We start from the raw sequence: 23,568 nt of genomic DNA on the forward strand, positions 1-23,568 counted from the left end.
CACAACACGATACGTGAAAAGGAGAAAAAGTATGAAGAAAAAAGTGTTAGCAGGCATTCTTGCAGCAACTATGGCATTTTCCATGGCAGCATGCGGAAGCACAGGATCCAGTTCTGATTCCGGTTCCTCCGCAGCTTCCGGAAGCACAGCAAAGACAGAGGAAAAAGGCGAGCCGTACACTGTAACTATGGTACTGCAGGGCAGCCAGCAGCAGGATGAAGAGAGAATCGAAGAAAAAATCAACGAGATTCTGGAGCCGGAGCTGAATGCAAAGCTCGATATCGTTGTTCTTCCGTGGGCAAGCGCATCTCAGCAGTTACAGCTGATGCTTTCCGGCGATGAGAAAATCGATCTTCTGTACACAAATGCAACAACAGCTGTACAGTATATGCATTCCGGCCAGATCATGGATATGTCTGAACTGATTGACAAATACGGCACAAACCTGAAAGATATCTATGGCGAGGATATTGCAAAAACAAATCAGATTGATGGGTTTGTCTATGGCGTTCCGAACCAGATCGAACGAGGCAGCATTCCAGCCATCTTCATGAGAAAAGACCTGGTAGAAAAGTATAATATCAATACCGATGAAATCAAAGAGCCGAAGGATATGGAGAAAGTATTTGAGACCGTACAGGCCGGCGAGCCTGATATGACAATGCTGTTCTCCAGCAACAACAGTGATACGCCTCTGAGCCGTCTGTCCCGCGCTGATGGACTTGGCGATGCCAACACGGGCGCTCTGATGGATCAGACCAACAGCACAACCGTAGAAAACTACTTTGCAAGCGACTGGTACAAGGAGACTGCAACTATGCTGCATGACTGGTATCAGAAAGGCTACATCAGCAAGGATGCCGGAACAAACACAGAAAACTGGAGAACCGTATGCAAAGCAGGAAATCTCTTCTCCTTGTTCTTTGCTTATCATCCAGGTACCCCGGTTGAGTTCCAGAGCTCCACAGGATATGAGTTTGAAATCGTACCGTTCTATGATCAGCCGATCATCAACTCATCCTCTTACGGCGGAATTATCTTCTCTGTAGCACAGAACTCCGAAAATCCGGAAAAAGCAATGCAGGTTCTCGATTATATCTATGGCAGCCCGGAGGTCATGAACCTTCTGAACTGGGGCGAAGAGGGAACCGACTACGTAGTAGAAGATGAAGAAAACGGAATCATCAACTACCCGGACGGTGTAACAGCAGACAATGCAGGCTACAGCTTTAACTGTGGATGGGAGCTTCCGAACCAGTTCATCGCATACAAATGGGATGGATCTGACCCGCAGCTCTGGGACAAAATGCAGGAGTTCAACGCTTCCGGTATCGAGTCGAAAGCACTGGGATTTGTCTTTGATAACAGCGAATATGCGGATCAGGTATCAGCCCTGAACAACGTAATCAGCCAGTACAACGGCGCACTTAGCAGCGGCTCCGGAGATCCGGAAGAACTGCTTCCACAGTTCCTTGAGGCGCTGGACGATGCGGGAATCGACGATGTCATTGCTGCAAAGCAGGAGCAGCTGGATGCATTTCTTGCAGAGAAATAGGCACCATAATTTGTAAAAAGAGCACGACCGGGGCGGAAAAAAATCCGGTGTGATACAGTAACCGAAGGCTCCACTCTTACCAGAAAAGATGTGGAGCTTTCTCTGTGAAAGAACCTGAAAAAAACAGCCCTCATAAAAGGAGAGACGCTTTATGAAAAAAGCAGAGGTTAAAAAAGGAAAAAAGAAAAACGCGCTGAAGGAATACTGGCCGCTTTATCTGATGATGCTTCCGGCACTTCTGTATCTGCTGATTAACAACTATATCCCAATGGCAGGTATGGTGATTGCGTTTAAAAAACTGAACTTTGCAAAAGGTATCTGGGCAAGCCCGTGGGCAGGACTTAAAAATTTCAAATTCCTGTTTGCTTCCAAGGATGCATGGATTATTACAAGAAATACGCTGTTGTATAACATTGCATTTATTCTTGTAAACATGGTAGTCGGAATTGCCATTGCGATTCTGATTACGGAGATAAGAAACACAAAGCTCAAAAAGATATATCAGAGTGCGATTCTTCTTCCGTTCCTGATGTCCATGGTTATCTTAAGCTACATCGTATATGCGCTTCTGAGTGCAGAAAATGGTCTTGTCAACAACTCCATCCTTCCGTTGTTCCACATTGACCCGATTCAGTGGTACCAGAAACCGAAATACTGGCCGGCGATCCTGATTATCGCGAACTGCTGGAAGGGCGTAGGATACGGATGCCTGATTTACATCGCATCCCTGATCGGTATCGATCCTTCCTTCTATGAGGCTGCAAGACTGGACGGTGCAAGCAAATGGCAGGAGATTACGAAAATCACACTGCCGAGCCTCGTTCCGACCATCATCACCCTGCTGCTCCTCAGCATCGGAAGAATTTTCTATTCCGATTTCGGTCTGTTCTATCAGGTGCCGATGAACTCCGGTGTTCTGTTCCCGACCACAAACGTTATCGATACCTACGTATACCGTGCCCTGATTGAACAAGGAAATATCAGTATGTCATCTGCAGCCGGTGTATACCAGTCTCTGGTAGGCTTCTGTGTCGTAATGTTGAGCAACTGGATTGTCCGCAAAGTAGACAAAGACCAGGCATTATTCTAGGAGGATGGAAGTATGACAAATTCAAAAAAAGCAAAACGTTTCCAGTTCTGGATTAATGTAGTACTCATTCTGATTACGTTATCCATTATACTGCCGTTTGTACTCGTATTTATTTCCTCACTGACCGATGAAAACACACTGATCCGCAACGGATATTCGTTCTTCCCGGAGAAATTCAGCTTCTATGCTTACTCCTATATCATCCGCCAGGGCGAGAAAATCCTGAGAGCATACGGAATTACCATTTTTGTAACCATCGTCGGTACCGCTGCAAACCTTGCGATGTCCGCTCTGTTGGCATATCCGCTTTCGATTAAAAAGCTGCCGTACCGCAGAGCAATTACCTTTTTCGTATTCTTCACGATGCTGTTCAACGGCGGACTGGTGCCGACCTACTTGATGTATGTAAAGTATTTTCACATCAAAAACACGATCTGGGCATTGATTGTTCCAGGCTTCCTGTTAAGCGCAAACAACGTGCTGATGATCCGAAGCTACTTTAACACCAGTATCCCGGACGCGCTGTTCGAGGCAGCCAAAATCGATGGCGCCGGACACATGAAGATTTTCACCAGCATCACACTGCCGCTTGGAAAACCGATTCTGGTAACAATGGGACTGTTTTCCGCACTTGGCTATTGGAATGACTGGACAAATGGTTTATACTATTTATCAGGAAATGAAGGCCAGAAGCTTTACAGCATCCAGAACCTGCTGAATCAGATGATCACCGATATTCAGTACCTGGCAAGTGGAAAAGTAACCGGAAATATCGGCGCGGAGGTGGCAAAGCTGCCGACAACCTCGATCCGTATGGCAATCGCATTTATCGCCATGCTGCCGCTGTTTATCATCTATCCGTTCCTTCAGAAATACTTCGCAGAAGGTATCACACTTGGCGCGGTAAAGGGATGATTTTCCATGCAGGAATAAAAAAGAGAAACATTTCGGTGTTTCCGACATAAATCAGAAAAACAGTACAGACTCATGGAAACATGAGGTGTACTGTTTTTCTGCTGTATTATATTCAGAAAAAAAGATCAGTTCGTAAAATCAAACACGGAAAAATTTCGAGCGTACCGGAACAGAAAAAAGGAGGAAATATCATGCGTATTTCAAAACAGACGAAAAAAACAACACTGGCGCAGCAGGGGCGTTATCTTTTGATCTGCCTGCTGAGTATGCTGCTGCTTTTTCTGGCTGGGAGCGTGCTTATTCTGAACCGGACGCAGCGGCAGGTATATGAGCAGCTGGAAGAGATTTCAAAGCTGTATACGGATGAGCTGGATAACCGTTTTTTTCGAATCAGCCGAAACCTGTTCTCGACTGTAATGGACAGCTCCAACCCGGATTCTGCGTTCTGGAAATATATGGATCTGATGGAGAAGGATCAGTATGAGGAATATGTCATTACGCAGCTGCGAAGGAATTATGTATCTGCAGCGTGGGATTTTGGAACGGATTACAATGTTTTTCTCTATACGCAGAAGGATGACAGCTTATATCAGCTGAGCATTTCCTCCGACGGGCTTTACGCCGTTGATCCCTATTTGCAGGAAGCGCTGAAGCGTAGGATCAAAAGCCTGTCGCAGCAGACGTATGCAGTTAAGAAAAAATGGACCGTGATGTGCCAGGGAGACGATGTTTATATGCTCAAGGTAGCGCAGAGTCAGGGCATTGGACTCGGCTGCTACGTCAATCTGAAGACAATTCTGGAACCGTTCTCTGAACTGTCTCTTGGAAAGAGCGGCTATGTCAGTCTCGTTGACCAGAACGGGAAAAGCATCGGAACACTGACGGAAAAAGGAATTGTAACGGACAATTCGAAAATTAATACCGACAATTACACCTTCCGGCAGGAACTTTCGCAGGCGCCGTTTGAAATACGGATTAAAATCTCCTGGACCGGTGTTTTGAATCTGATGACGGGAAGTGTGTTTGCTCTTCTCGGCGTTGCATTTCTGATGGTGATTGCCGGTTCCGTGCTGCTGTTCCATCTGAAAACAAAAATCTTGAAGCCGGTCGCTATGTTTACGGAAAATCTTCAAAAATATGACAATGGGGATCTCACCTATCAGATGTCGGAAGGAAATCTGGTAGAGCTGGAGCAGATTGACGATAAATTCCGAAACATGATTCATCAGATCCGACGTCTGAAGATCACGCTGTATGAGCAGGAGCTGGAAAAACAGAAAATCGAGATGGATTACCTGAAAATCCAGATTCGTCCGCATTTTTACATGAACTGTCTGAACTTTATTTACAGCATGATTGACTTCGGACAGTACGACCATGCAAAGTCGATGAGCCGTATTACGTCCGATTATCTCGCCTATATTTTCCGCAATACAAGCGAGATGGTGCCGGTGACGGCGGAGACGAATCACTGCGAAAATTACCTCAAAATTCTGCTGCTGCGCTATCCGGAAAAATTCACCTATTATTTTGAAGTCCATGAAGAAGTGAAAGACGCGGTAATCTTCCCGTTTCTGATTCAGGTGTTTGTAGAGAATGCGGCAAAACATGCCCTGACGCTGGAGACGGTTCCGCTGATTTCCGTGACGGTTTACCCGGAGGACCGCGGCGAAGAAAAGTATGTCAACATTTATATTTCGGACACCGGAAACGGCTTCCCGGAGGAGACGTTGCAAAGGCTGAAAGCAGGGGAAGATATTTCCGAGCATGGAAAGCATATCGGGATTGAAAACTGCCTGAAACGATTCCGTTATTATTATGGTGATACAGGAGAGATTCATTTCGATAACAGCCCGCTCGGCGGAGCGATTGTAGATATCCATATTCCATACAAGACAGGGGGAGAAGAACATGAAACTATTGCTCGTGGATGATGAAGAGTACGTGATTGAAAGTATCAAAAGAAATCTCGATCTTACAGCGACCGGGGTGAGCGAGGTGTACACTGCGTTTTCCGTACAGCAGGCGAAGAACATCATGGGAATGGTGGATATTGATATTGTAATCAGCGATATCGTGATGCCGGGCGGAACGGGATTCGATTTTGTGGAGTGGGTCAGGAAAGAGGAGCTGAAGGTCCAGGTCATCTTCCTGACAAGCTATGCGGAGTTTGACTATGCCAGAAGAGCGATACAGCTGAACAGTGTCGATTATCTGCTGAAGCCCATTGATTTTGAAAAGCTGAAGGCGGCCGTGCAGCGTGCGGCGGAATCTGTTGCGAAAGAAAAGAAAATACAGGATCTCAGGCAGGAAAGCATCAAGTGGAATCAGAACAGAAAAATTCTGCAGCAGGATATCTGGAAAAATGTGCTGAAAAGCGGCTTCTCCGAGGAAAAATTCTGCGAAACGGCAGCACAGCGCCAGCTTTCATACGGACCGGGACACTATTTCCGGCTGATTTGTCTGATGCCGGAAATAAAGAGCAATAAGCGGGAGATGTGGGATACCGCGACCATGGAATTTGTGATCGATAATGTGCTGTCGGAACTGTATGAGGAAACGGATATTGCGGTAGATACTGTTTTTTACCAGGAACCGGGCATCTACTGGATTGTTACACAGTCAAAGGAAAAAGCATTCCCGCAGGACGGTGAGCGGGACTGTGAAATTCTGCGGCAGTTTGTTGCGTGGATGAATGAAAAAATCTATCTGGAGCTGTGGTGCGGTGTTGGACAGTGGGAATCTGTACTGGGGATGCAAAAGCAGAGCCGGAATCTTCAGAAAATGCGGGAGGGAAGCCTTTCCGTGCGGAACGAGGTGCTGTTTCTGAACGAATTTCAGGCTCCGCAGACCAGCTACGAAAATAAGGAGCTGGATGTGTGGAAAGCTCTGCTTTCGGAGGAAAAACCGGAGGAGCTGCTGGAGCGGCTGCAGAAATACCTTGACCGGACGGAGCGGGAAGGAATGATTACCAGGGAGCTTCTGGTAGCACTCCGTACCGATCTGACGCAGGTGGTGTATGCATGGCTTTCGGAACGGGAGATCAAGGCGTATGCACTGTTTGCAGATGCGGATATGGAAAACCTGCATCGGAATTCCCTTTATGGCAGAGAAGAGATGATGGAATATGCCGGGGTACTGGTTCGGAAAGCAGTTCAGTACAGACAGTACATCAACAAATCAGATTCGGTTACGAGTCAGGTATGCGCTTATATCGATGCACATTACCGGGAGGAGATTCACCGGGAGGAGCTTGGGGAGCTTGTCTTTTTGAATACGGATTATCTGTCCCGGATTTTTAAAAAAGAAAAGGGTATTTCGATCAGTAATTATATCATCCAAAAGCGGGTGGAGGAGGCAAAAAAGCTTCTGACACAGAGCACGCTGCCGATTAATACGGTGTCGCTGTATGTGGGGTACAGCAATTTCTCATACTTTACGAAGATGTTTAAGGATAATACGGGATACGCACCGCTGGAATACCGAAGAAGCTTTAGTGAAAAATAGCGGAAAGCCACCCTTCACATGTCCGGGAAATAACAGAGGATTTTATCACTTTCTTACGCACCGGAACAACAGCAAACAGGTCGGAATAGTGAAAGAAAAAGGTCGGATCAGGGGATATTTTTTTCAGATCAGATGTGGTAAAATTTCAGTATAAGATTCAGAAAAAACGGAAAAACGATATTTTTCTGACATTTTAGGGGTTTCTGAAGAAGCAGATACAGCAAAAACGAGGTATGGAGGAGAAAAAATGACCGAGCAGAAATTAAAAGAGCTTCTGGCCGACATGACGCTGGAAGAAAAAGTGAACCAGATGAGCCAGGTGGTGGGTGCCTTCTTCAATAAAGATATGGACATCACAGCCATGGGACCGATGGCGGATAAAGGCTTTACACCGGAAAATGTAGCGCTTTCCGGTTCCATCCTGGGCAGCATGGGCGCAGAAATGTTAAAGAAAATCCAGAAGGATTTTGTGGAGCAGCACCCGCATCACATCCCGATGCTGTTCATGCTGGATGTCATCAACGGCTTCAAGACCATTTTCCCGATTCCGCTGGGACAGGGCGCAACGTTTGAACCGGAGCTCTCCGAAAAGTGTGCGGCAGTTGCTGCAAAAGAGGCAGCCGTTTCCGGCCTTCACGTAACCTTCGCACCGATGACCGACCTGGTCCGCGATGCAAGATGGGGCCGTGTCATGGAGTCTACCGGTGAGGATCCGTATCTGAACGGTCTGTTCTGTGCCGGAATGGTGCGCGGATTCCAGGGAGACGATCTGAAGGAGCCGTACAAAATTGCTTCCTGCGTGAAACATTTTGCAGGCTATGGCGCTCCGACAGCGGGAAGAGACTACAACACCGTAGAGCTTTCCGAGCATACCTTCCGTGACTTCTATCTGCCGTCCTACAAAGCCGGCATCGATGCAGGCGCAGCGATGGTAATGACTTCCTTCAACACGGTAAACGGTGTTCCGGCAACCGGAAACAAGAAACTGATGCGCGGCATCCTGCGTGACGAGATGGGATTTGACGGCGTTCTGATTTCCGACTGGGCGGCAATCGAGGAGATTATTTACCACGGCTACTGCGCAGACCGTGAGGAGGCAGCTGTCCGCTCTGCCGAGGCAGGTGTTGACATTGATATGATGACCGGTATTTACTGCGAAAACCTGTGCCGCCTTGTAAGAGAGGGCAAGATTTCCGAGGATCTGATCGATGAGTCCTGCATGCGTATCCTGGAACTGAAAAACAAACTGGGACTGTTTGAAAATCCGTATAAAGACGCAGATGAGACGAAAGAAAAAGAGGTCATTCTCTGCAAAGAGCACCGCGCCCTGGCAAGAGAAGCCGCAAGAAAATCGTTTGTCCTGCTGAAAAACGAAGAGAAAATCCTGCCGCTTGGCAAGGAGAAAAAAATTGCCTGGGTCGGACCGTATGTCCACAGCAGAAACCTGATGGGCGCCTGGTCCTTTATCGGAGATGCAAAGGATGTGACAAATCTGGAAGAGGCCGTAAAAGCGCAGGCAGATACGACAAACATGAGCTTCCATGCAGGTTCCCCGATGCTCGGCTCCGACATCCGTCTGGAGGGCTTCGGCGAGGCGATGGAGCAGTCCACCACGCCAGAAGAGGAAGAAGCAATGCTTCTTGAGGCTGTAAACGCAGCAAAAGAGGCCGATGTTGTCGTTCTTGCGATCGGTGAGGATCGTCTGCAGTCCGGCGAGGCAACCAGCAACGCGAACATCCGCATCCCGGAAATCCAGCAGAGACTGCTTGAGCGCGTTTCAAAAGTCAATGAAAACGTTGTCGTTGTCCTCTTCAACGGCCGTCCGCTCGACCTGCGCGATGTCGTATCGAAAGCAAAAGCCGTTCTTGAAGTATGGATGCCGGGTACCGAAGGTGCCAATGCAATCGCAGACGTTGTTTTTGGTGCATACGCTCCAAGCGGCAAGCTGACCATGAGCTTCCCATACTCTGTAGGCCAGGTGCCGGTTCACTACAACGAGTATTCTACCGGAAGACCGCATGTGCCGGGCAAGGACAAAGACCGCTTCCGCTCCAAATACCTCGACATCCCGAACGCACCACTGTTCCCGTTCGGATATGGCCTTGGCTACACCAGCTTTGCAATTTCAGATGTGAAACTGGACAAGGCAGAGCTTGGCATGGAAGATGAGATTAAAGCCTCCGTAACCGTGAAAAACACCGGCGATACAAAGGGAACCGAGACCGTACAGCTTTACATCCACGACGTAGCCGCATCCGTGGTACGCCCGGTGAAAGAGCTGAAAGATTTCTGCAAGGTAACCCTTCAGCCGGGAGAAGAAACCGAAGTCATCTTCAAAATCACAGAAGAAGAGCTTCGCTTCCTGACAGAAAATGAGCGTGTAGAAAGTGAAAACGGTGCTTTCGAAGTATTCATCGGAAGCGACAGCACGACAGAGAATAAGGCAGAATTTGTGCTGAAAAAATAAGAAGCAATACTGGGATGTAGCGTAAGCGGAATCAAGATGGGGGTCTGAATCGCTACGGAAAGATAAAAGAAAAGCCAGCCACAAAAAGCGAAAAGAATTTTGCTTTTGCGGCTGGCTTTTTTCTGCCGGTACCGTATTGACCCTTCTGTTAAAACAAAGTAAAATAGAAATTGGTATTGGGACGAAAGAGAGGAAAAGAAATGGGGTACTTAGGAAACAAGTTAAAGGGGAAATACCACAAAGACACATTCCAGACCGCCGTCAACATGGCGTGGCCGGCGATCGTGGAGTCGTTTTTCATTGCATTTGCGGGTCTTGTAGATTCGCTGATGGTAAGTTCGCTTGGCTCCTACGCAGTTGCCGCGGTCGGTCTGACGACACAGCCGAAGCTGCTTGGCCTGGCGTTTTTCTTTGCGCTGAATGTGTCGATTTCCGCCCTTGTTGCGCGGCGGCGAGGGGAACAAAGACAGGGTGCGGCGAATGAGACTCTGGTAACTGCGCTTGTATTTATTATCCTTGCGGCAGCTGCATTCAGTGTTGGATTTGTGGCGTTTGCAAGTCCGATCATCCATCTGTGCGGCTCAACGGCGGAGACGCATAACGGCGCAGTAACATATTTCCGTATCATCATGGGCGGTATGATTTTTAACTGTATCCAGATGGGGATCAACTCGGCACAGCGCGGTGCGGGCAATACAAAAATCACGATGCGCACAAATGTAACATCAAATACGATTAATATTATCCTGAATTATCTTCTGATCAACGGCCATTTCGGGTTCCCGGCACTCGGCATTCAGGGTGCGGCACTGGCAACCGTCACAGGAACGGTTGTCGGATGTGTGATGAGCATCCTTTCCATCACAAAGCAAGACGGATTCCTGAATCTTGGCTATATTCTGAAGAACAAAATTAAACCGACGATTGCAGCGTTCATCAGCCTGGTCAGGGTCGGGTACAGTGTGTTTTTCGAGCAGGTTTTCATGCGGATCGGCTTTATGATGACGGCGATCATGGCGGCCAAGCAGGGAACCGATGCGATGGCGGCACACCAGGTCGGCATGAATATTATGTCGCTTTCGTTTGCGTTCGGCGATGGCCTCCAGTCCGCAGCGGTTGCACTGATCGGCCGGAGCCTCGGCGCAAAAAAGCCGGATCTTGCGAAAGAGTACGGCAGAACGTGCCGTCTGATCGGCGCGGGCATCGCAGTATGCCTCGTTGCGATTTATCTCTTCGGCGGAAGATGGCTGTACAGCCTGTTTTTCGAAGAACAGCATATCATTGAAATCGGTGTCAGCATCATCCATGTCATTATCTTCGTCGTCATTTTCCAGATCTGTCAGGTTATTTACATGGGATGCCTGCGCGGTGCGGGAGATACGCTCTATACGGCAGTTGCATCTATGATCAGCGTTACATTTATTCGTACGATCGTTTCGTATCTTGGCGGTTACACGCTGGGGCTTGGCATCGTCGGAATCTGGTTCGGCGTGCTGGCGGATCAGATGTCACGGTTTATCTTTGCGACGATCCGATTCAAACAGGGAAAATGGGTGAAAATTAAGATTTAACCGAATCAAGTAGCGAAGCAGATTGCGAATATCCGCTTGACGTAACGATTCAGAGCCATGCGAAATGGTACTCTGAATCATTACCAATATAAAACTAAAACAGGAGGAAGCAAAACGATGTACAAATTTGACAGAGAAGCTTATGACAGGCGGATGGAGTGGTACCGCGACGCCCGTTTCGGCATGTTTATCCACTGGGGACTTTATGCCATCCCGGCGCGCGGAGAATGGGTGCGGAGTACCGAGCAGATTCCAAAAGAAGATTACATGAAATATTTCGAGGAGTTCAACCCCGTTGATTTCGAGCCGCGGAAATGGGCAAAAGCGGCGAAAGAGGCCGGCATGAAATACATGGTTCTGACTGCCAAGCATCACGACGGTTTCTGCCTCTTCGACAGCCAGTATACCGATTTCAAATCCACCAACACGAAATGCGGCCGCGACCTCGTTGCAGAGTACGTTGATGCCGTCCGCGCAGAAGGACTGAAGGTCGGTTTGTATTTCTCCCTGCTCGACTGGTTCCACGACGATTTCCCACATTACGGCGACCGGAACCACCCGATGCGGAACAACCCGGCATACAAAAACGATGACCGCGATTTCGACCGCTACCTGACCTACATGCACAATCAGGTACGCGAGATCTGCACAAACTACGGAAAGCTCGATGTGCTGTGGTTTGACTTTTCCTACGATACGCTGCGCGGCGAAGCATGGAAAGCGACGGAGCTGATCAATATGGTGCGGAAGCTCCAGCCGGATGTCATCATCGACAACCGTCTCGAGGTGAGCGGAGAGGGCTACGGTTCTCTGGCGGCCGGAAATCCGACCCCATACCACGGCGACTTTGTGAGCCCGGAGCAGATGATTCCGCCGAATGGCATCCAGGATGTAAATGGAAACGATATCGCCTGGGAATCCTGCGTTACGATGAACAATCACTGGGGCTATTGTGCCAACGACCACTTCTTCAAACCGGCACCGATGCTGATCAAAAAGCTGGTCGAATGCGTATCGAAGGGTGGAAACCTGCTTTTGAATGTCGGCCCGGACGCCAGGGGAAATATCCCGGAGGAGTCGATCGAACGGCTGGCTGAGATTGGAAAGTGGATGAAGAAAAACGGAGAGAGCATTTACGGCTGCGGAAAAGCCGGTATTGAGAAACCGGACTTTGGCCGTGTGACGCGCCACGGAAACCATCTGTATTTTCATGTCTATGAAAATACCGTTGGGCCGCTGCCGCTGCCCGGCGTGAAAAAAGAAGAAATCCAGGCGATCCGCTACGTCGCAACCGGCGCGGAAATCCCGGTTTCCACAAGCTGGGTACACAGCGATTATCCGACCATGGCATTCGCCGATCTCGGCGAAGACCCGGTATTGCCGGATGGAGTCGATACAGTCATCGATGTGATTCTGAAAAAGTAGAGGGTAAAATCGGATTTGATTCTGGAGCGTGTCTGAAAAAGCATTTCCGCAATCTGCAGGTTTCACTTTGCGGTATCTTTTTTTTCAGACACGCTCTAAAAGTCTTACAAGTTCTTACAAAATTCTGTATTTTTCGTTCCGCTGATTGACAGTTCTGGCAGAAGAATGCATACTGAAAAAAACACAAGATCACAGCCCGTGCTTCGAAATTTAACTGAATCAAGCAAGTAGCGAAGCGGATTGCGAAGATCCGCCTGACTCCTTTTCCTGCGCAGGGAAGGATAAGAGCTTTCGGAGTGAGAAAAGGGCAGTCTGTTTTTAGAAACGAAGCAAGAGAATCACAGTTTCGTTTTACAAGAAAAAAAGAGGGGGAATAAAACATGATTCGTCTGAACCACGTCAGCAAAATTTACGGCGATGGAAGCAAAAAAGCCGTCGATGATCTTTCCTGGGATATCGAAGATGGAAAGATCACCGGATTTATCGGCCCAAACGGAGCCGGGAAAACGACAACATTAAAAATGATCACCGGTATCCTTGCGCCGTCCGAAGGAACGATTGAAATCAATGGAAAAGATATTCAGAAGGATCCGCTCGAAGCCAAGCGCCAGTTCGGCTTTGTGCCCGATGACCCGGATGCGTTTCTTCGCGTCAGGGGAATTGAATACCTGAATTTCATGGCAGATATCTACGGTGTCGGAACGGAAGAACGTCAGCGTTTTATCGAAGAAACCGCAAAACGCTTTGAGATGGAAGAGAACCTTTCGAGCCGTATCATGAGCTACTCGCATGGCATGCGTCAGAAAATCATGGTGATGGGCGCACTGATCCACAAGCCGCCGGTCTGGATTCTCGATGAGCCGCTGACCGGCCTTGACCCGCGCTCCGCGCACGAGCTCAAACAGATGATGCGTGAACACGCCGATGCCGGAAACGCCGTGCTGTTTTCCACCCATGTGCTGGAAGTAGCGGAAAAACTCTGCGACCGCATCGCCATTATCCATCACGGCCGCCAGGTATACCTGGGTACCCTGGAAGAATTAAAAGCGGCCTATCCGGATCAGACACTTGAAAATATCTTTCTGGAGATCACCGAACATGCGTAACTTATGGATTCTCACCCGTTTCCTTCTGAAAAGCGGACCAGGAAAAAGCAATCAGAAGAGCGGAAAAAAGAAAGCATTTTCGGACGGAGGACGTATCGTTGTATACCTTCTGCTTGGTGTCTGCCTCCTTCCCGTGTCGGTCTTACTGTTTCTTCTGGGATATTCCGGCTATACCTTCCTGCAGCCGCTCGGGCTGGAAACCCTGCTGATCGAGTTCGTCTGTGCCATTGGCATGATGGTCATTTTCTTCTATGGCCTGCCGCTGTTTCTGAGCGAGTATTACATGGACTCTGACCTCGTAAAGCTTTTGCCGCTGCCGTTTACCCCGGCGCAGATTGTCGGTGCGAAAGGCTTCTGCTGTCTGCTGAACGAATACTATCTTATTGTACTGCTGTTCTTTCCGTTTCTGTTAGGGTACGGGATCAGCGCCAAAATGGGCATTTTTTACTGGATCAATATGATCCTCGCCTGCCTTATTTTCCCGGTTGTGCCGCTCGTCTACGCCGCAGTTTTGACGATGCTCGTGATGCGTCTTTTCAAAAATATCCGAAACAAGGATTTCTTAAGCTACCTCGGATTCGCCGCATCCCTGATTTTTGCGATTGGCATCAACGTATTTTCGCGCAGTATCGGAAATTTTGAAATGCAGGATATCATGAACCTGATGGAAAGCCAGAAGGGCACTCTGCGCGCCTTCCGGACCATTTTTCCGAACCTGCCCCTGATGACCGGAAGCCTTGCAGATGCATCCTTTCTCAAAATGATACTCTACATCGCTACAACCGCCGTCATCCTTGCTGTCTTTTTCGCCCTCGCCTGGAAAATCTACCTCCCGGCTGTCCTCGGCATGAGCGAGACCACCAGCGAAAAACGCATTTTATCCAAAGAAGAAGTGACCCGAACCGTCAAAAGCAAAAATCCGGTCCGCACCTACGCGATGATTGAATGGAAAAAACTGTACCGCACACCGGCCTGGTTCATGAATTGTGTTCTGATGCCTCTCATCTGGCCGGTCTTCATGCTTGGTATTGCCCTCATTTCAATCATTTCCAGCCTTGGCATGGCTAAAACCACTGGCCTTTGGAACCGGCTTGTTGCCGATGGCACCATATTCCGCCTCCTGAAAGGGGAACTGCCCGTCGCAGTTGCCGTCCTTACCGCCGCCGGAATCGCCGTCATGACGTCCATGTTCTGCGTGATCTCCGCCACAGCGATGTCCCGAAAGGGCAGCGAATACATCTATATGAAATGCATTCCGATGAGCTATCACGACCAGATTCGTGCCATGCTGGTAAGCGGCATCCTGATCAGTCTCCTTGGCACCTTGCCGTACGCTCTGGTCCTCAACATGATTGCTGTCGTCTTCGGTCTGCACCCGGCGACCCTTCTTTACACCACGGCGATCACGGTTTTATTTACCCTGTTCGTCAACTATGAACAGCTCCTTTTTGACCTTGCATTTCCGAAATTAAACTGGGAAAACGAAACCGCCGCCATAAAATCCAACAACCGCTCCCTGATCTCCGTCCTCATCGACCTCACCGTCGGCGCAATCCTGATCGGAGCCGGCTACCTGCTGTACGGAAAACTTCACCTCAACATCCACATCACCACGAGCGTGATGATTCTGCTTACCGCAGTCCTGACCTTCGCCATGCGAACCGCCCTTTTTAAATGGGGCGTTCAAGTGATGGAACATCTGGAAAGCGCTTAACAGTTTCGAGACATAATAACAATATTAAAATGTGATAGAAAAGAGATTTCAGCCAATGTGCGGATCTCTTTTTTTTGCGCTCCTTTCCAATTTCGCTGTGTATTTTCTTTTATCGATTATGCTTCATTGTACTACTAAAAGACCTGTGTGGGCAATCCATTGCCGCCATTCCCCGAAAATTTTAAAAGACGGACAAAAAACAGAGGATTTCTCTCTGCATTTTGTCCGTCTCTCTACAATGTATTTATTGGATTCTCCGTTTACAAAAATGATTTCGGAAATGATGAACTAATTCATCGCCTCACCCTTCAGCAGTCTGCTGATGTGCTTGTACAGAAGCATGGTTACCAGTGATACCACAACACCTTTGATGATATTAAACGGTACAACGGCAAACAGAACAAAGGTCGGAAGGCTTGTAATTGCTTTGTTGACTGCGGATCCCATTCCCACAAGGGCATCCATCGGCATTCCAAAGGCTGCTGCATAAGCCGGAAGCAGTACAAAAGCGTTCAGAAGACCGCCGGCTGCTGCCAGAAATACAGTTCCGACTGCCATACCGATCATGGCATTTTTCTTTGTTTTCTGTGTTTTGTAGATCCATGCGGCCGGCATAACATACGCGCAGCCGATCAGGAAGTTTGCTACTTCGCCAACACCTGCGGTGGTACTTCCTTTCATAACAAGGTTCAGCAGAATCTTAATCAGCTCAATCGCAGCTCCGGCAAGAGGTCCCATCGCAAAGGCTCCGATCAGCACCGGAACTTCGCTTAAATCAATCTTGTAGAAACTCGGGGCAAACGGAAGCGGGATGTCAAAAAACATCAATACGACTGCGGCGGCGCCGAGCATTGCCACCTGTACCATGTAACGGGTTTTTCCGATTTGCGACATCTTTGATGTCTGTTTTGCTGTTGTCTGTGCATTCATAAGTGCATTTCTCCTTTTTTCTGGAGATCTTGACCGGTTCTGCCGGAAGTAACGAGTCCAAATACGCTCCACGAATTTGAACTCGTTTTCGCGGCAGTCGCCAAGGTCTCGTGCAAGCACGGACTTTGGCTCGTTGCCCGCGAAAAAAGTGCCCTGAATTCCTTTTCTTGAATTCAGGGCACCAAAAAATATTTCCATGCAAATAAACTTTATTTCGTCTTCTTTCATCCAGACTTTAACTGTTGGTCCCGGAGTTGCACCGAGTCAGCCGCTGTTTGATATCGCAGCGGGTCGCGGACTATACCGCCAGTAGGGAATCACACCCTGCCCTGAAGATCTCCGTATTTTGTTTTTACAGGAACATTTTATTCATATTCACACAATTTGTCAATACTTTTTTCAGACAATACATTATCTGGTTAGTTTGCTACGCCCATCTGAATTTTTCCTGTGCTCTTATTTTTCAGCACACGCAGATAGCAGATCCGCATATCTCCCTTCAGGACGAGACGGATCTCAGATGCGCCGTCAGTCTGCGGTCTGTCTGCGAGGGAAATTTCAACATCCTCATAAACCGGCTCGCGGTACCGGTTGCGCTCTTTTACTTCTTCCTCCGCATAGCGGTCCAGTTTCGGGGCGCTGCGGAACTCACAGGTTCTTGTGTCACCGGTAAAGCTTCCCATCGAAACACCATCCACAAAGGCTTCCACACTGCCGCCGCGTTCGCTCTTCACATGAAGCGCCAGAACAGCAGCATCGGAAAGATCACAGTCACGGTAAACGAGAACACCTTCTTTCGTCTCATCCTGCACGCGGACTGCCTTGAAATTGAAGTGGCCTTCCGTCAGATACATGTTCTCGTAATCATCGTAGTGGTCTGCCGCGGTAAATGCACTCAGATCGCGTACTCCCCTTTTTCCGCCCGGAATAAAGATTTCTGCGGAAACGGCTTTATCCTTGCAGGATGCGCCCGCATAGATTTCATACGTTCCTTCTTCTACCATCAGTCTGCGGCTGATGACATCGTAGAAGCGAAGCTCCTCCACCGGGATTTCCAGTGCGATGTGTCTCGTCTCGCCCGGGGCAATGTTTTTCACACGGACAAAATCAAGCAGCTGGCAGATTGGTTTCTTTACGCAGGATTCCAGAGCGGAACCGTAGATCTGGACGACCTCGTCGCTTGCGGTATCGCCCGTATTTCTCACATCGAGAGAGATCTGCAGCAGACGGTCGTCTTTTAAGGAAACCTTATAGTTCTCATACGCAAATGTGGTATACGTCAGGCCATAGCCGAATGGATACAATACCTTCCCGTCGAAATAGCGGTACGTTCTTTTTCCTTTGATGATGTCGTAATCGTCAATGTCCGGCAGCTGATCGATACTCTCATACCAGGTCATATTCAGACGGCCGGCCGGTGCATAGATTCCAAGCACAGCCTCTGCCATTGCGCTTCCCATATCCTGGCTTCCCGTTGCAGACATGATGATCGCCGGCAGTTTTTCCATCGCTTTCTGAAGTGTGTACGGATAATTCGTAAACAGCACCAGAACGGTATTCGGATTGACCTCTGCGATCCGGTCAAGCAGCATCCCCTGCTCCTCTGGCAGCTCCAGTGTGTTGCGGTCGATCTCCTCTTTCGCATTGATCACGGAGTTACAGCCGAGCGCAAGTAAAACCTGCTTTTTGCCCCGGACTGCAGCAACTGCTTTTTCAATTCCGTTTTCGACAACCTCCATCGTAATCGGAATTCCCTCCGTCTGCTCGAAGGAGAAAAATCCCTCTGCATCCTTATAAACCGGGTAATGGAAACGGTTGGTCAGCACAACGCTGCCATCCTCCTGCGGCTCCACGTGGAAAATCTCCATCACAAACCAGTCGAAGGCTTCCTCGCGGTCTGCCGCGATCTGTCCCATTTTCGGCTTTTCTCCCTGCGACTCTGAGAGTCTTGCGCCGAGGTATTTTCCGGTACGGACACTCTTGAACGTATAGCTTCCCTCACCCCAGTATTCCTTGATAAACACATCCGGCTCATCTGCCATCTGAAGTGTTCCGTCTTCTGCTACGGCAAGACCTTTTCCATCACAGCGGAAAACAACGCGATCCAGACCATCCGCGAATGTAATGTTCTCCTGCTTCAGTACTTCCATCCCCTGCAGGAAGGTTGTGCGGTATGGTGCCGTTCCGCCGTACCAGTCCTGATACCATGCATCACCAAGCGGTCCGACAATGGCAATATCTTCTGCTTTCAGGGCTTTGTCAAGTGGCAGCGCTCCGTTCTCATTTTTCAGAAGTACGATCGATTCGCGGCTCAGCTCTTTACAGATTTCACGTGCCTTCGGGGAATCGATATCGTCCTCGGTCACACGGTCATACGGATTCAGATTTTCCCGATCATAAACGCCGAGACGAAGCTTCGTCTCCATCATACAGCGAATAGAGCGGTCCATATCCTCTTCTTTCAGAATGCCAAGCTCATATGCCTCGCGTGCCGCCTGCTCTACCATACGCGGATCGTCAGACATGGCATCCACACCGGCTTTCAGCGCCGTTGCGATCGTCTCCGCATGCTGTCCGAAATAGTGATGCAGCGTCACGACAAGACCCATCGCACCGCCGTCACTGACAACGTGACGGAGACCGTACTGTTTTTTCAGAATATCGGTCACTTCCGGATTCAGGATACCGATCGTTCCGTTGATCTTGTTATATGCCGTCATAATGCCCTCTGCGCCGCCATCCTCAATACATCTGCGAAATGGCTCCAGATACAGCTCATATTTGTTCCGCGGGTCAATGGAAGAATTTTTCCATCCGCGGCCGACCTCCGTGTTGTTTCCATAGAAATGCTTTAAGGTCGCTGCACAGCGCAGATACTTCGGATCATCGCCCTGCATTCCCCGGATATAAGCACCGGCCATTTTTCCGGTCAGCACAGGATCCTCTCCGTAACCTTCTTCGTTTCTTCCCCATCTCGGATCGCGCTCAAGATCAACGGTCGGAGCCCATCTGCTGAGTCCATGGCTCTCATGGCGGTGCCATACGACGCGCGCCTCGGTTCCTGTTATTTCACCGGCCTGTCTGATCAGCTCCGGATCCCAGGATGCACTCATACCGATCGGCTGTGGGAAGGATGTTGTCACATCCGGTTTTCCAAGACCGTTCTGATCGTTTCTGCCCTCAACGCCGTGTGCCGCCTCACCGCCCACAGAGACGCCCGGAATGCCAAGGCGCGGCAGATCCGGGGAAGAGCTGGCGAGGTATCCCAGTTTTTCTTCGACCGTCATTTCTTTTAACAGCCAGTCGATTCTTTCCTGATCCGTCAGTGATGCATCCCAGAACGGTGTGTTTTTGTTTACCTGAAACTCCCTCTTTTCTGTCATTTTTCAAAAACCTCCCGATGATTTTGTCTCATGAAATTGTTTGCAGATTTTCCATATACTGTTATCTTTTTACAATGTTTCACATTTCCCATTACTGTCGCTGTATTTTAAAACATGGCCTGACATTTAATAATATCAGACCATGTTTTTGTGCCGCCTTCCGTTCAACGGCAAAACCTTATGTTTTTGCTTTACTTACTCTACATCAACAAGTTTGGTAGCAAGGAACTCTGTCATAGCTTCTTCTGCATCTGCCAGACCATTGTCTGTCAGCTCCTGTACCATGCTCTCCCAGTTTCCATCAAACTCATCTTCGGTACCAGTTACGCATTTAACAAGTCCCGGCCAAGCAATTTCGTCCAGAATTGTCTGTTTCTCAGCAAGTTCCTGTGGCTGCTGATATGCCCACAGTGCAGAGTATGGAAGAAGATCGAACTCTTCCGGCTGTGCAAACATGTCGGTCAGCATCTCAAATCCCATCGCTTCGCATCCTTCTTTTTCTGCTGTATTGTAGTTTGCAATAACAGACTCTTTGGTAGTTGGAGTGTATGGGAATCCGTCTTCAGAGTAGGAACCTGTTCCGTAGATCGGGAATCCAGTGTAGTTGTCAATACCGGTATTCTTTGCATAATCCGGATCAGACTGAGCTTTTGCAACTTCTTCATCGGTACGATATGGCTGTCCGTTATCATCGAGGAAGTAGTTCTCGCCTTCAATACCCCAGTGATACAGGATCTGTCCTTCATCGGAGCACAGATAGTCAAGGAATTTGATGGCACGAACCGGATCTTCACAGCTCTTGGTAATTCCAATACCCCAGCCAACGGTAGTTCCCTGATACAGAAGGGCTTTTTCTACCTGATCTTCTCTTAAGGTTACAGGAAGTCCAACATAAGTCTGATCTACTTTTCCGTCTGCTACCAGAGTAGCTTCGCACTGGCTGTAATGCCACTCAGCATCGGTGATGGCAACAACACGGCCGCTGGCAACTTTTGCAATATAGTCATCATCTGTCTGCGTTGCAAAGTTCGGATCCAGGATACCTTCGTTGTACATACGGCACAGCCATTTGAAGTATTCTTTCTCTTCATCTGTTACATGTTTGTAATGTACGTTGTACTCGTCGTCAATGATCCACTGTCCATTATCCGGGGATGCATCAGCGATCAGTCCTGCCGGGTTTCCAAGGGTAATCATCCAGTGCCAGTCAGAAGCACTCATGGTGATACCGATCATATCCAGACCATCTTCTGTTTTTGGATGTGCTGCAAGATAGCTCTTGATCATTTTTTCATACTCATCCAGTGTCTTCGGATATTTATAATCGTTTTCTTTTAATGCAGCCCACTGAATCTGGCAGCTTCCGCCTGTTGTCAGGGTTTTCTGGTTTACACCTGCGTAGGAAAGCTGATAGATTCCAGGATCATCCTGGCTCCATTTCAGTTTTTCCATCTCTGCTCCGTACATTTTTTTGATGTTTGGACCATATTTTTCAATCAGGTCTGTCATATCAATCAGCGCGCCTGCCTGATACAAATCCGTTGCTGAGCCTTTTGCATAAATCATGTCCGGATACTCATCATTTGCGATCATCAGCGCAACATCTTCTTTTGCATCACCCTGGGATGCTACCGGATAGGAAACATCAAGTGTAACACCTGTTGCCTCTGTGATTGCTTTTGCTACCGGGTTATCCCAGTTGCCGTTTTTACCATCAGCGTTAAAATACTCAAAGGTAATCGGAGATTTGTCATCTGCATCATCTGCTGTCTCGCCTGAAGAACTTGCCTCTGCCGCTGATCCAGTCTCTGTGCTGGACCCTCCCTTGCTGCTGCCACTGTCGGAACCGCATCCTGCGAGCATTCCGGCCACCATAGCAGATACTAACATGAGTGATACTACTTTTCTTTTCATAAAAGCCCTCCTTAAAATGGTTTATGTCATCCTGCACTCTTTCTTTCGCCTGGCAGGAATAAACATCATCTTTTTCTAAAAATTTTTTAATACTGTTTTTTATCAGTCTTTAACAGAACCAAGTGTCATACCGCCGATAAAGTATTTCTGAAGGAACGGATATACAATAACGATCGGCACAGTTGCTACAATCGTTACGGCCATACGTACGGACATTGGTGTTACGGCCGTCTGTACATTGGTTCCTGCATGAACGTCCATTTTCATGGTCGCCTGGTTCATAATCTCATACAGTTTGTACTGCAGAGTCGGGAGTTTTTTCGCATACAGGTAAGTATCCATGAAGGAGTTCCACTGTCCTACTGCATAGTACAGGCCTACGGTTGCGATAACCGGTTTACAAAGCGGCATAACGACTTTATACCAGATCTGAAAATCGTTTGCTCCGTCGAGCTTTGCTGCCTCCTGCAGAGCCATCGGCAGTCCGTCGATATAAGAGCGAACCAGAATCATATTATAAACCCACATCAGACCAGGCAGAATGTATACCATGAAGTTATTGCCCAGCTTTAAGGTACGGATAATCAGAAGGTATTCCGGAATCATTCCGCCACTGACATACATGGTAATAACGAACAGAAGCTGGAATGGTTTGCGGAGTACGAAGTCTCTGCGGCTTAATGTGTAAGCAACCATCGAGGTACATACAATACCTACGATTGTTCCGATGATGGTTCTTGTTACAGAAATCACAGCCGGCATTGCAATGCCGCCGTCTTTAAATACATATTTATAGTTGCTTAATGTAAACTTTCTCGGAATGATGAAGTTTACATTCTTAATGGTATCCGTAGAATCGTTGAACGAAATCGCCAGTACGTTCAGGAACGGATAAATGGTGATGATGACGAGGAATACGAAGATTACCGCCAGTACGTAGTCAAATTTTTTTGCTTTCTTGTTCATATTCGCGTCCTCCTACATAAGTTTATCTTCGCCTACCAGACCGGCAATCTTATTGGCGATCAGCAGCAGGGTAACGCTGACTGCAGACTGGAATACACCGATTGCGGTACCAAGACCGTAGTTGCTGTTTCCGATACCTCTCTTATAAGAGAACCAGGAAAGTACCATCGTGTGATCCTCAACCAGCGGGTTACTAAGAAGCATCTGACGCTCCATACCTACGTTCAGGGCGCCACCGATGCTCATAATCAGCAGTACGATGATGGTCGGTCGGATACCCGGCAGAGTGATGTGCCAGATCTTCTGCAGACGGCTTGCACCGTCCATATCAGCGGCCTCGTAAAGACCAGGATCAATACCTGCCATGGCGGACAGATAAATAATTGCGTTCCAGCCAACCTCTTTCCAGCAGTTAATCAGGATAATGGTTACCCAGATAAGCGGTGAGTTGGAACTCATCAGGTGCAGGTTCTTGCCGAAGATACTGTCAACAACACCGCCGTCGTTGAAAATATTCTTTGCAATACTTGCAATGATAACCCAGGATACAAAGTGCGGCAGATAAGAAATGGTCTGCGTTACTTTTTTGAACTTCATAAAGAACATCTCGTTCAGAAGAACCGCAAATGCGATTGCTGCGATCGTTCCAACCGCGATGTCAAGGAAGCTTACTCCCAATGTGTTGATTAATGTCTGTGTGAACAGACGGTCTTTAAATGCATCTGTAAAGTTCTTAAATCCAACCCAGGTTCTCTCCCAGATCGGAAGTGCGAACGTTGCCGGTTTTACCTCCTGAAATGCCATGGTCCATCCCCACAGCGGAATGTACTTGAAGATAATCAGCCAGATTACAAATGGTACTGACATCACAAGCAGCCAGCGCTGTTTCCATAAAATTGCGGGGGCGATTTTCTGCCCTTTTTTCTTTTTCATTTTTTCCTTCGCCATACTCCCCATCCTTTCCGTTGTTTTGTGCGTTTTTATTACGCATTTTCTTTGATTATTTGTGATGTTTACACTATATC

The 23,568-nt window shown here is 48.3% G+C and carries 15 protein-coding genes and 1 riboswitch; of the genes, 10 read left to right on the plus strand and 5 right to left on the minus strand.

Annotated features, from left to right (window positions below):
- Positions 1 to 31: 31 nt before the first annotated feature.
- The 10 genes from DW915_RS05440 to DW915_RS05485 all read left to right on the plus strand — a co-directional run bounded on the left by DW915_RS05440 (position 32) and on the right by DW915_RS05485 (position 15,350).
- On the plus strand, positions 32 to 1,555 hold the full coding sequence (locus DW915_RS05440) for an ABC transporter substrate-binding protein (protein WP_117804656.1): 1,524 nt from the start codon (positions 32 to 34) through the stop codon (positions 1,553 to 1,555).
- A gap of 151 nt (positions 1,556 to 1,706) precedes the next feature.
- The gene (locus DW915_RS05445) at positions 1,707 to 2,645 is read left to right on the plus strand and encodes an ABC transporter permease (protein ID WP_117804655.1); all 939 of its coding nucleotides are present in this window, start codon (positions 1,707 to 1,709) and stop codon (positions 2,643 to 2,645) included.
- Between the two features lie 12 nt (positions 2,646 to 2,657).
- Positions 2,658 to 3,560: a carbohydrate ABC transporter permease gene (locus DW915_RS05450; RefSeq protein ID WP_117804654.1), complete on the plus strand. Its 903-nt coding sequence runs from the start codon at positions 2,658 to 2,660 to the stop codon at positions 3,558 to 3,560.
- A 191-nt stretch (positions 3,561 to 3,751) separates the two neighbouring features.
- Complete coding sequence (locus tag DW915_RS05455) at positions 3,752 to 5,494, plus strand: cache domain-containing sensor histidine kinase (protein ID WP_117804673.1); 1,743 nt, start codon at positions 3,752 to 3,754, stop codon at positions 5,492 to 5,494.
- On the plus strand, positions 5,472 to 7,067 hold the full coding sequence (locus tag DW915_RS05460; protein WP_117804653.1) for a response regulator transcription factor: 1,596 nt from the start codon (positions 5,472 to 5,474) through the stop codon (positions 7,065 to 7,067). Before DW915_RS05455 ends, DW915_RS05460 begins: the two co-directional genes overlap by 23 nt.
- A gap of 247 nt (positions 7,068 to 7,314) precedes the next feature.
- Positions 7,315 to 9,534, plus strand: a complete 2,220-nt coding sequence (bglX, locus tag DW915_RS05465) for a beta-glucosidase BglX (protein WP_117804652.1) — start codon at positions 7,315 to 7,317, stop codon at positions 9,532 to 9,534.
- A gap of 200 nt (positions 9,535 to 9,734) precedes the next feature.
- On the plus strand, positions 9,735 to 11,105 hold the full coding sequence (locus DW915_RS05470) for an MATE family efflux transporter (RefSeq protein ID WP_117804651.1): 1,371 nt from the start codon (positions 9,735 to 9,737) through the stop codon (positions 11,103 to 11,105).
- A gap of 117 nt (positions 11,106 to 11,222) precedes the next feature.
- Positions 11,223 to 12,530: an alpha-L-fucosidase gene (locus DW915_RS05475; protein WP_117801282.1), complete on the plus strand. Its 1,308-nt coding sequence runs from the start codon at positions 11,223 to 11,225 to the stop codon at positions 12,528 to 12,530.
- Positions 12,531 to 12,910: 380 nt separating this feature from the next.
- Entirely contained in the window at positions 12,911 to 13,636 is a 726-nt protein-coding gene (locus tag DW915_RS05480) for an ABC transporter ATP-binding protein (protein WP_055221955.1), read from the plus strand.
- Entirely contained in the window at positions 13,629 to 15,350 is a 1,722-nt protein-coding gene (locus DW915_RS05485) for a putative ABC transporter permease subunit (RefSeq protein ID WP_055227821.1), read from the plus strand. The genes DW915_RS05480 and DW915_RS05485 overlap by 8 nt, the downstream gene beginning before the upstream one ends.
- A gap of 288 nt (positions 15,351 to 15,638) precedes the next feature.
- On the opposite strand, the gene DW915_RS05495 is transcribed toward DW915_RS05485, so the two are convergent.
- The 5 genes from DW915_RS05495 to DW915_RS05515 form a co-directional block, all read right to left on the minus strand.
- Positions 15,639 to 16,280 (minus strand): ECF transporter S component, encoded by a 642-nt coding sequence (locus DW915_RS05495; RefSeq protein ID WP_022461231.1) that lies wholly within the window; start codon positions 16,278 to 16,280, stop codon positions 15,639 to 15,641.
- Between the two features lie 212 nt (positions 16,281 to 16,492).
- Positions 16,493 to 16,621: riboswitch (FMN riboswitch) on the minus strand.
- A gap of 78 nt (positions 16,622 to 16,699) precedes the next feature.
- A complete protein-coding gene (locus DW915_RS05500) occupies positions 16,700 to 19,663 on the minus strand; it encodes a beta-glucosidase (protein WP_118741738.1) in 2,964 nt (987 codons plus the stop codon).
- A gap of 195 nt (positions 19,664 to 19,858) precedes the next feature.
- A complete protein-coding gene (locus tag DW915_RS05505; RefSeq protein WP_055227815.1) occupies positions 19,859 to 21,577 on the minus strand; it encodes an extracellular solute-binding protein in 1,719 nt (572 codons plus the stop codon).
- Between the two features lie 102 nt (positions 21,578 to 21,679).
- The gene (locus tag DW915_RS05510) at positions 21,680 to 22,543 is read right to left on the minus strand and encodes a carbohydrate ABC transporter permease (RefSeq protein WP_055221945.1); all 864 of its coding nucleotides are present in this window, start codon (positions 22,541 to 22,543) and stop codon (positions 21,680 to 21,682) included.
- A gap of 12 nt (positions 22,544 to 22,555) precedes the next feature.
- On the minus strand, positions 22,556 to 23,491 hold the full coding sequence (locus tag DW915_RS05515) for an ABC transporter permease (protein WP_055221943.1): 936 nt from the start codon (positions 23,489 to 23,491) through the stop codon (positions 22,556 to 22,558).
- Positions 23,492 to 23,568 lie beyond the last annotated feature (77 nt).

Origin of the sequence: Blautia sp. AM42-2, from assembly GCF_003480245.1 — a bacterium.
Lineage (GTDB): Bacteria > Bacillota > Clostridia > Lachnospirales > Lachnospiraceae > Fusicatenibacter > Fusicatenibacter saccharivorans.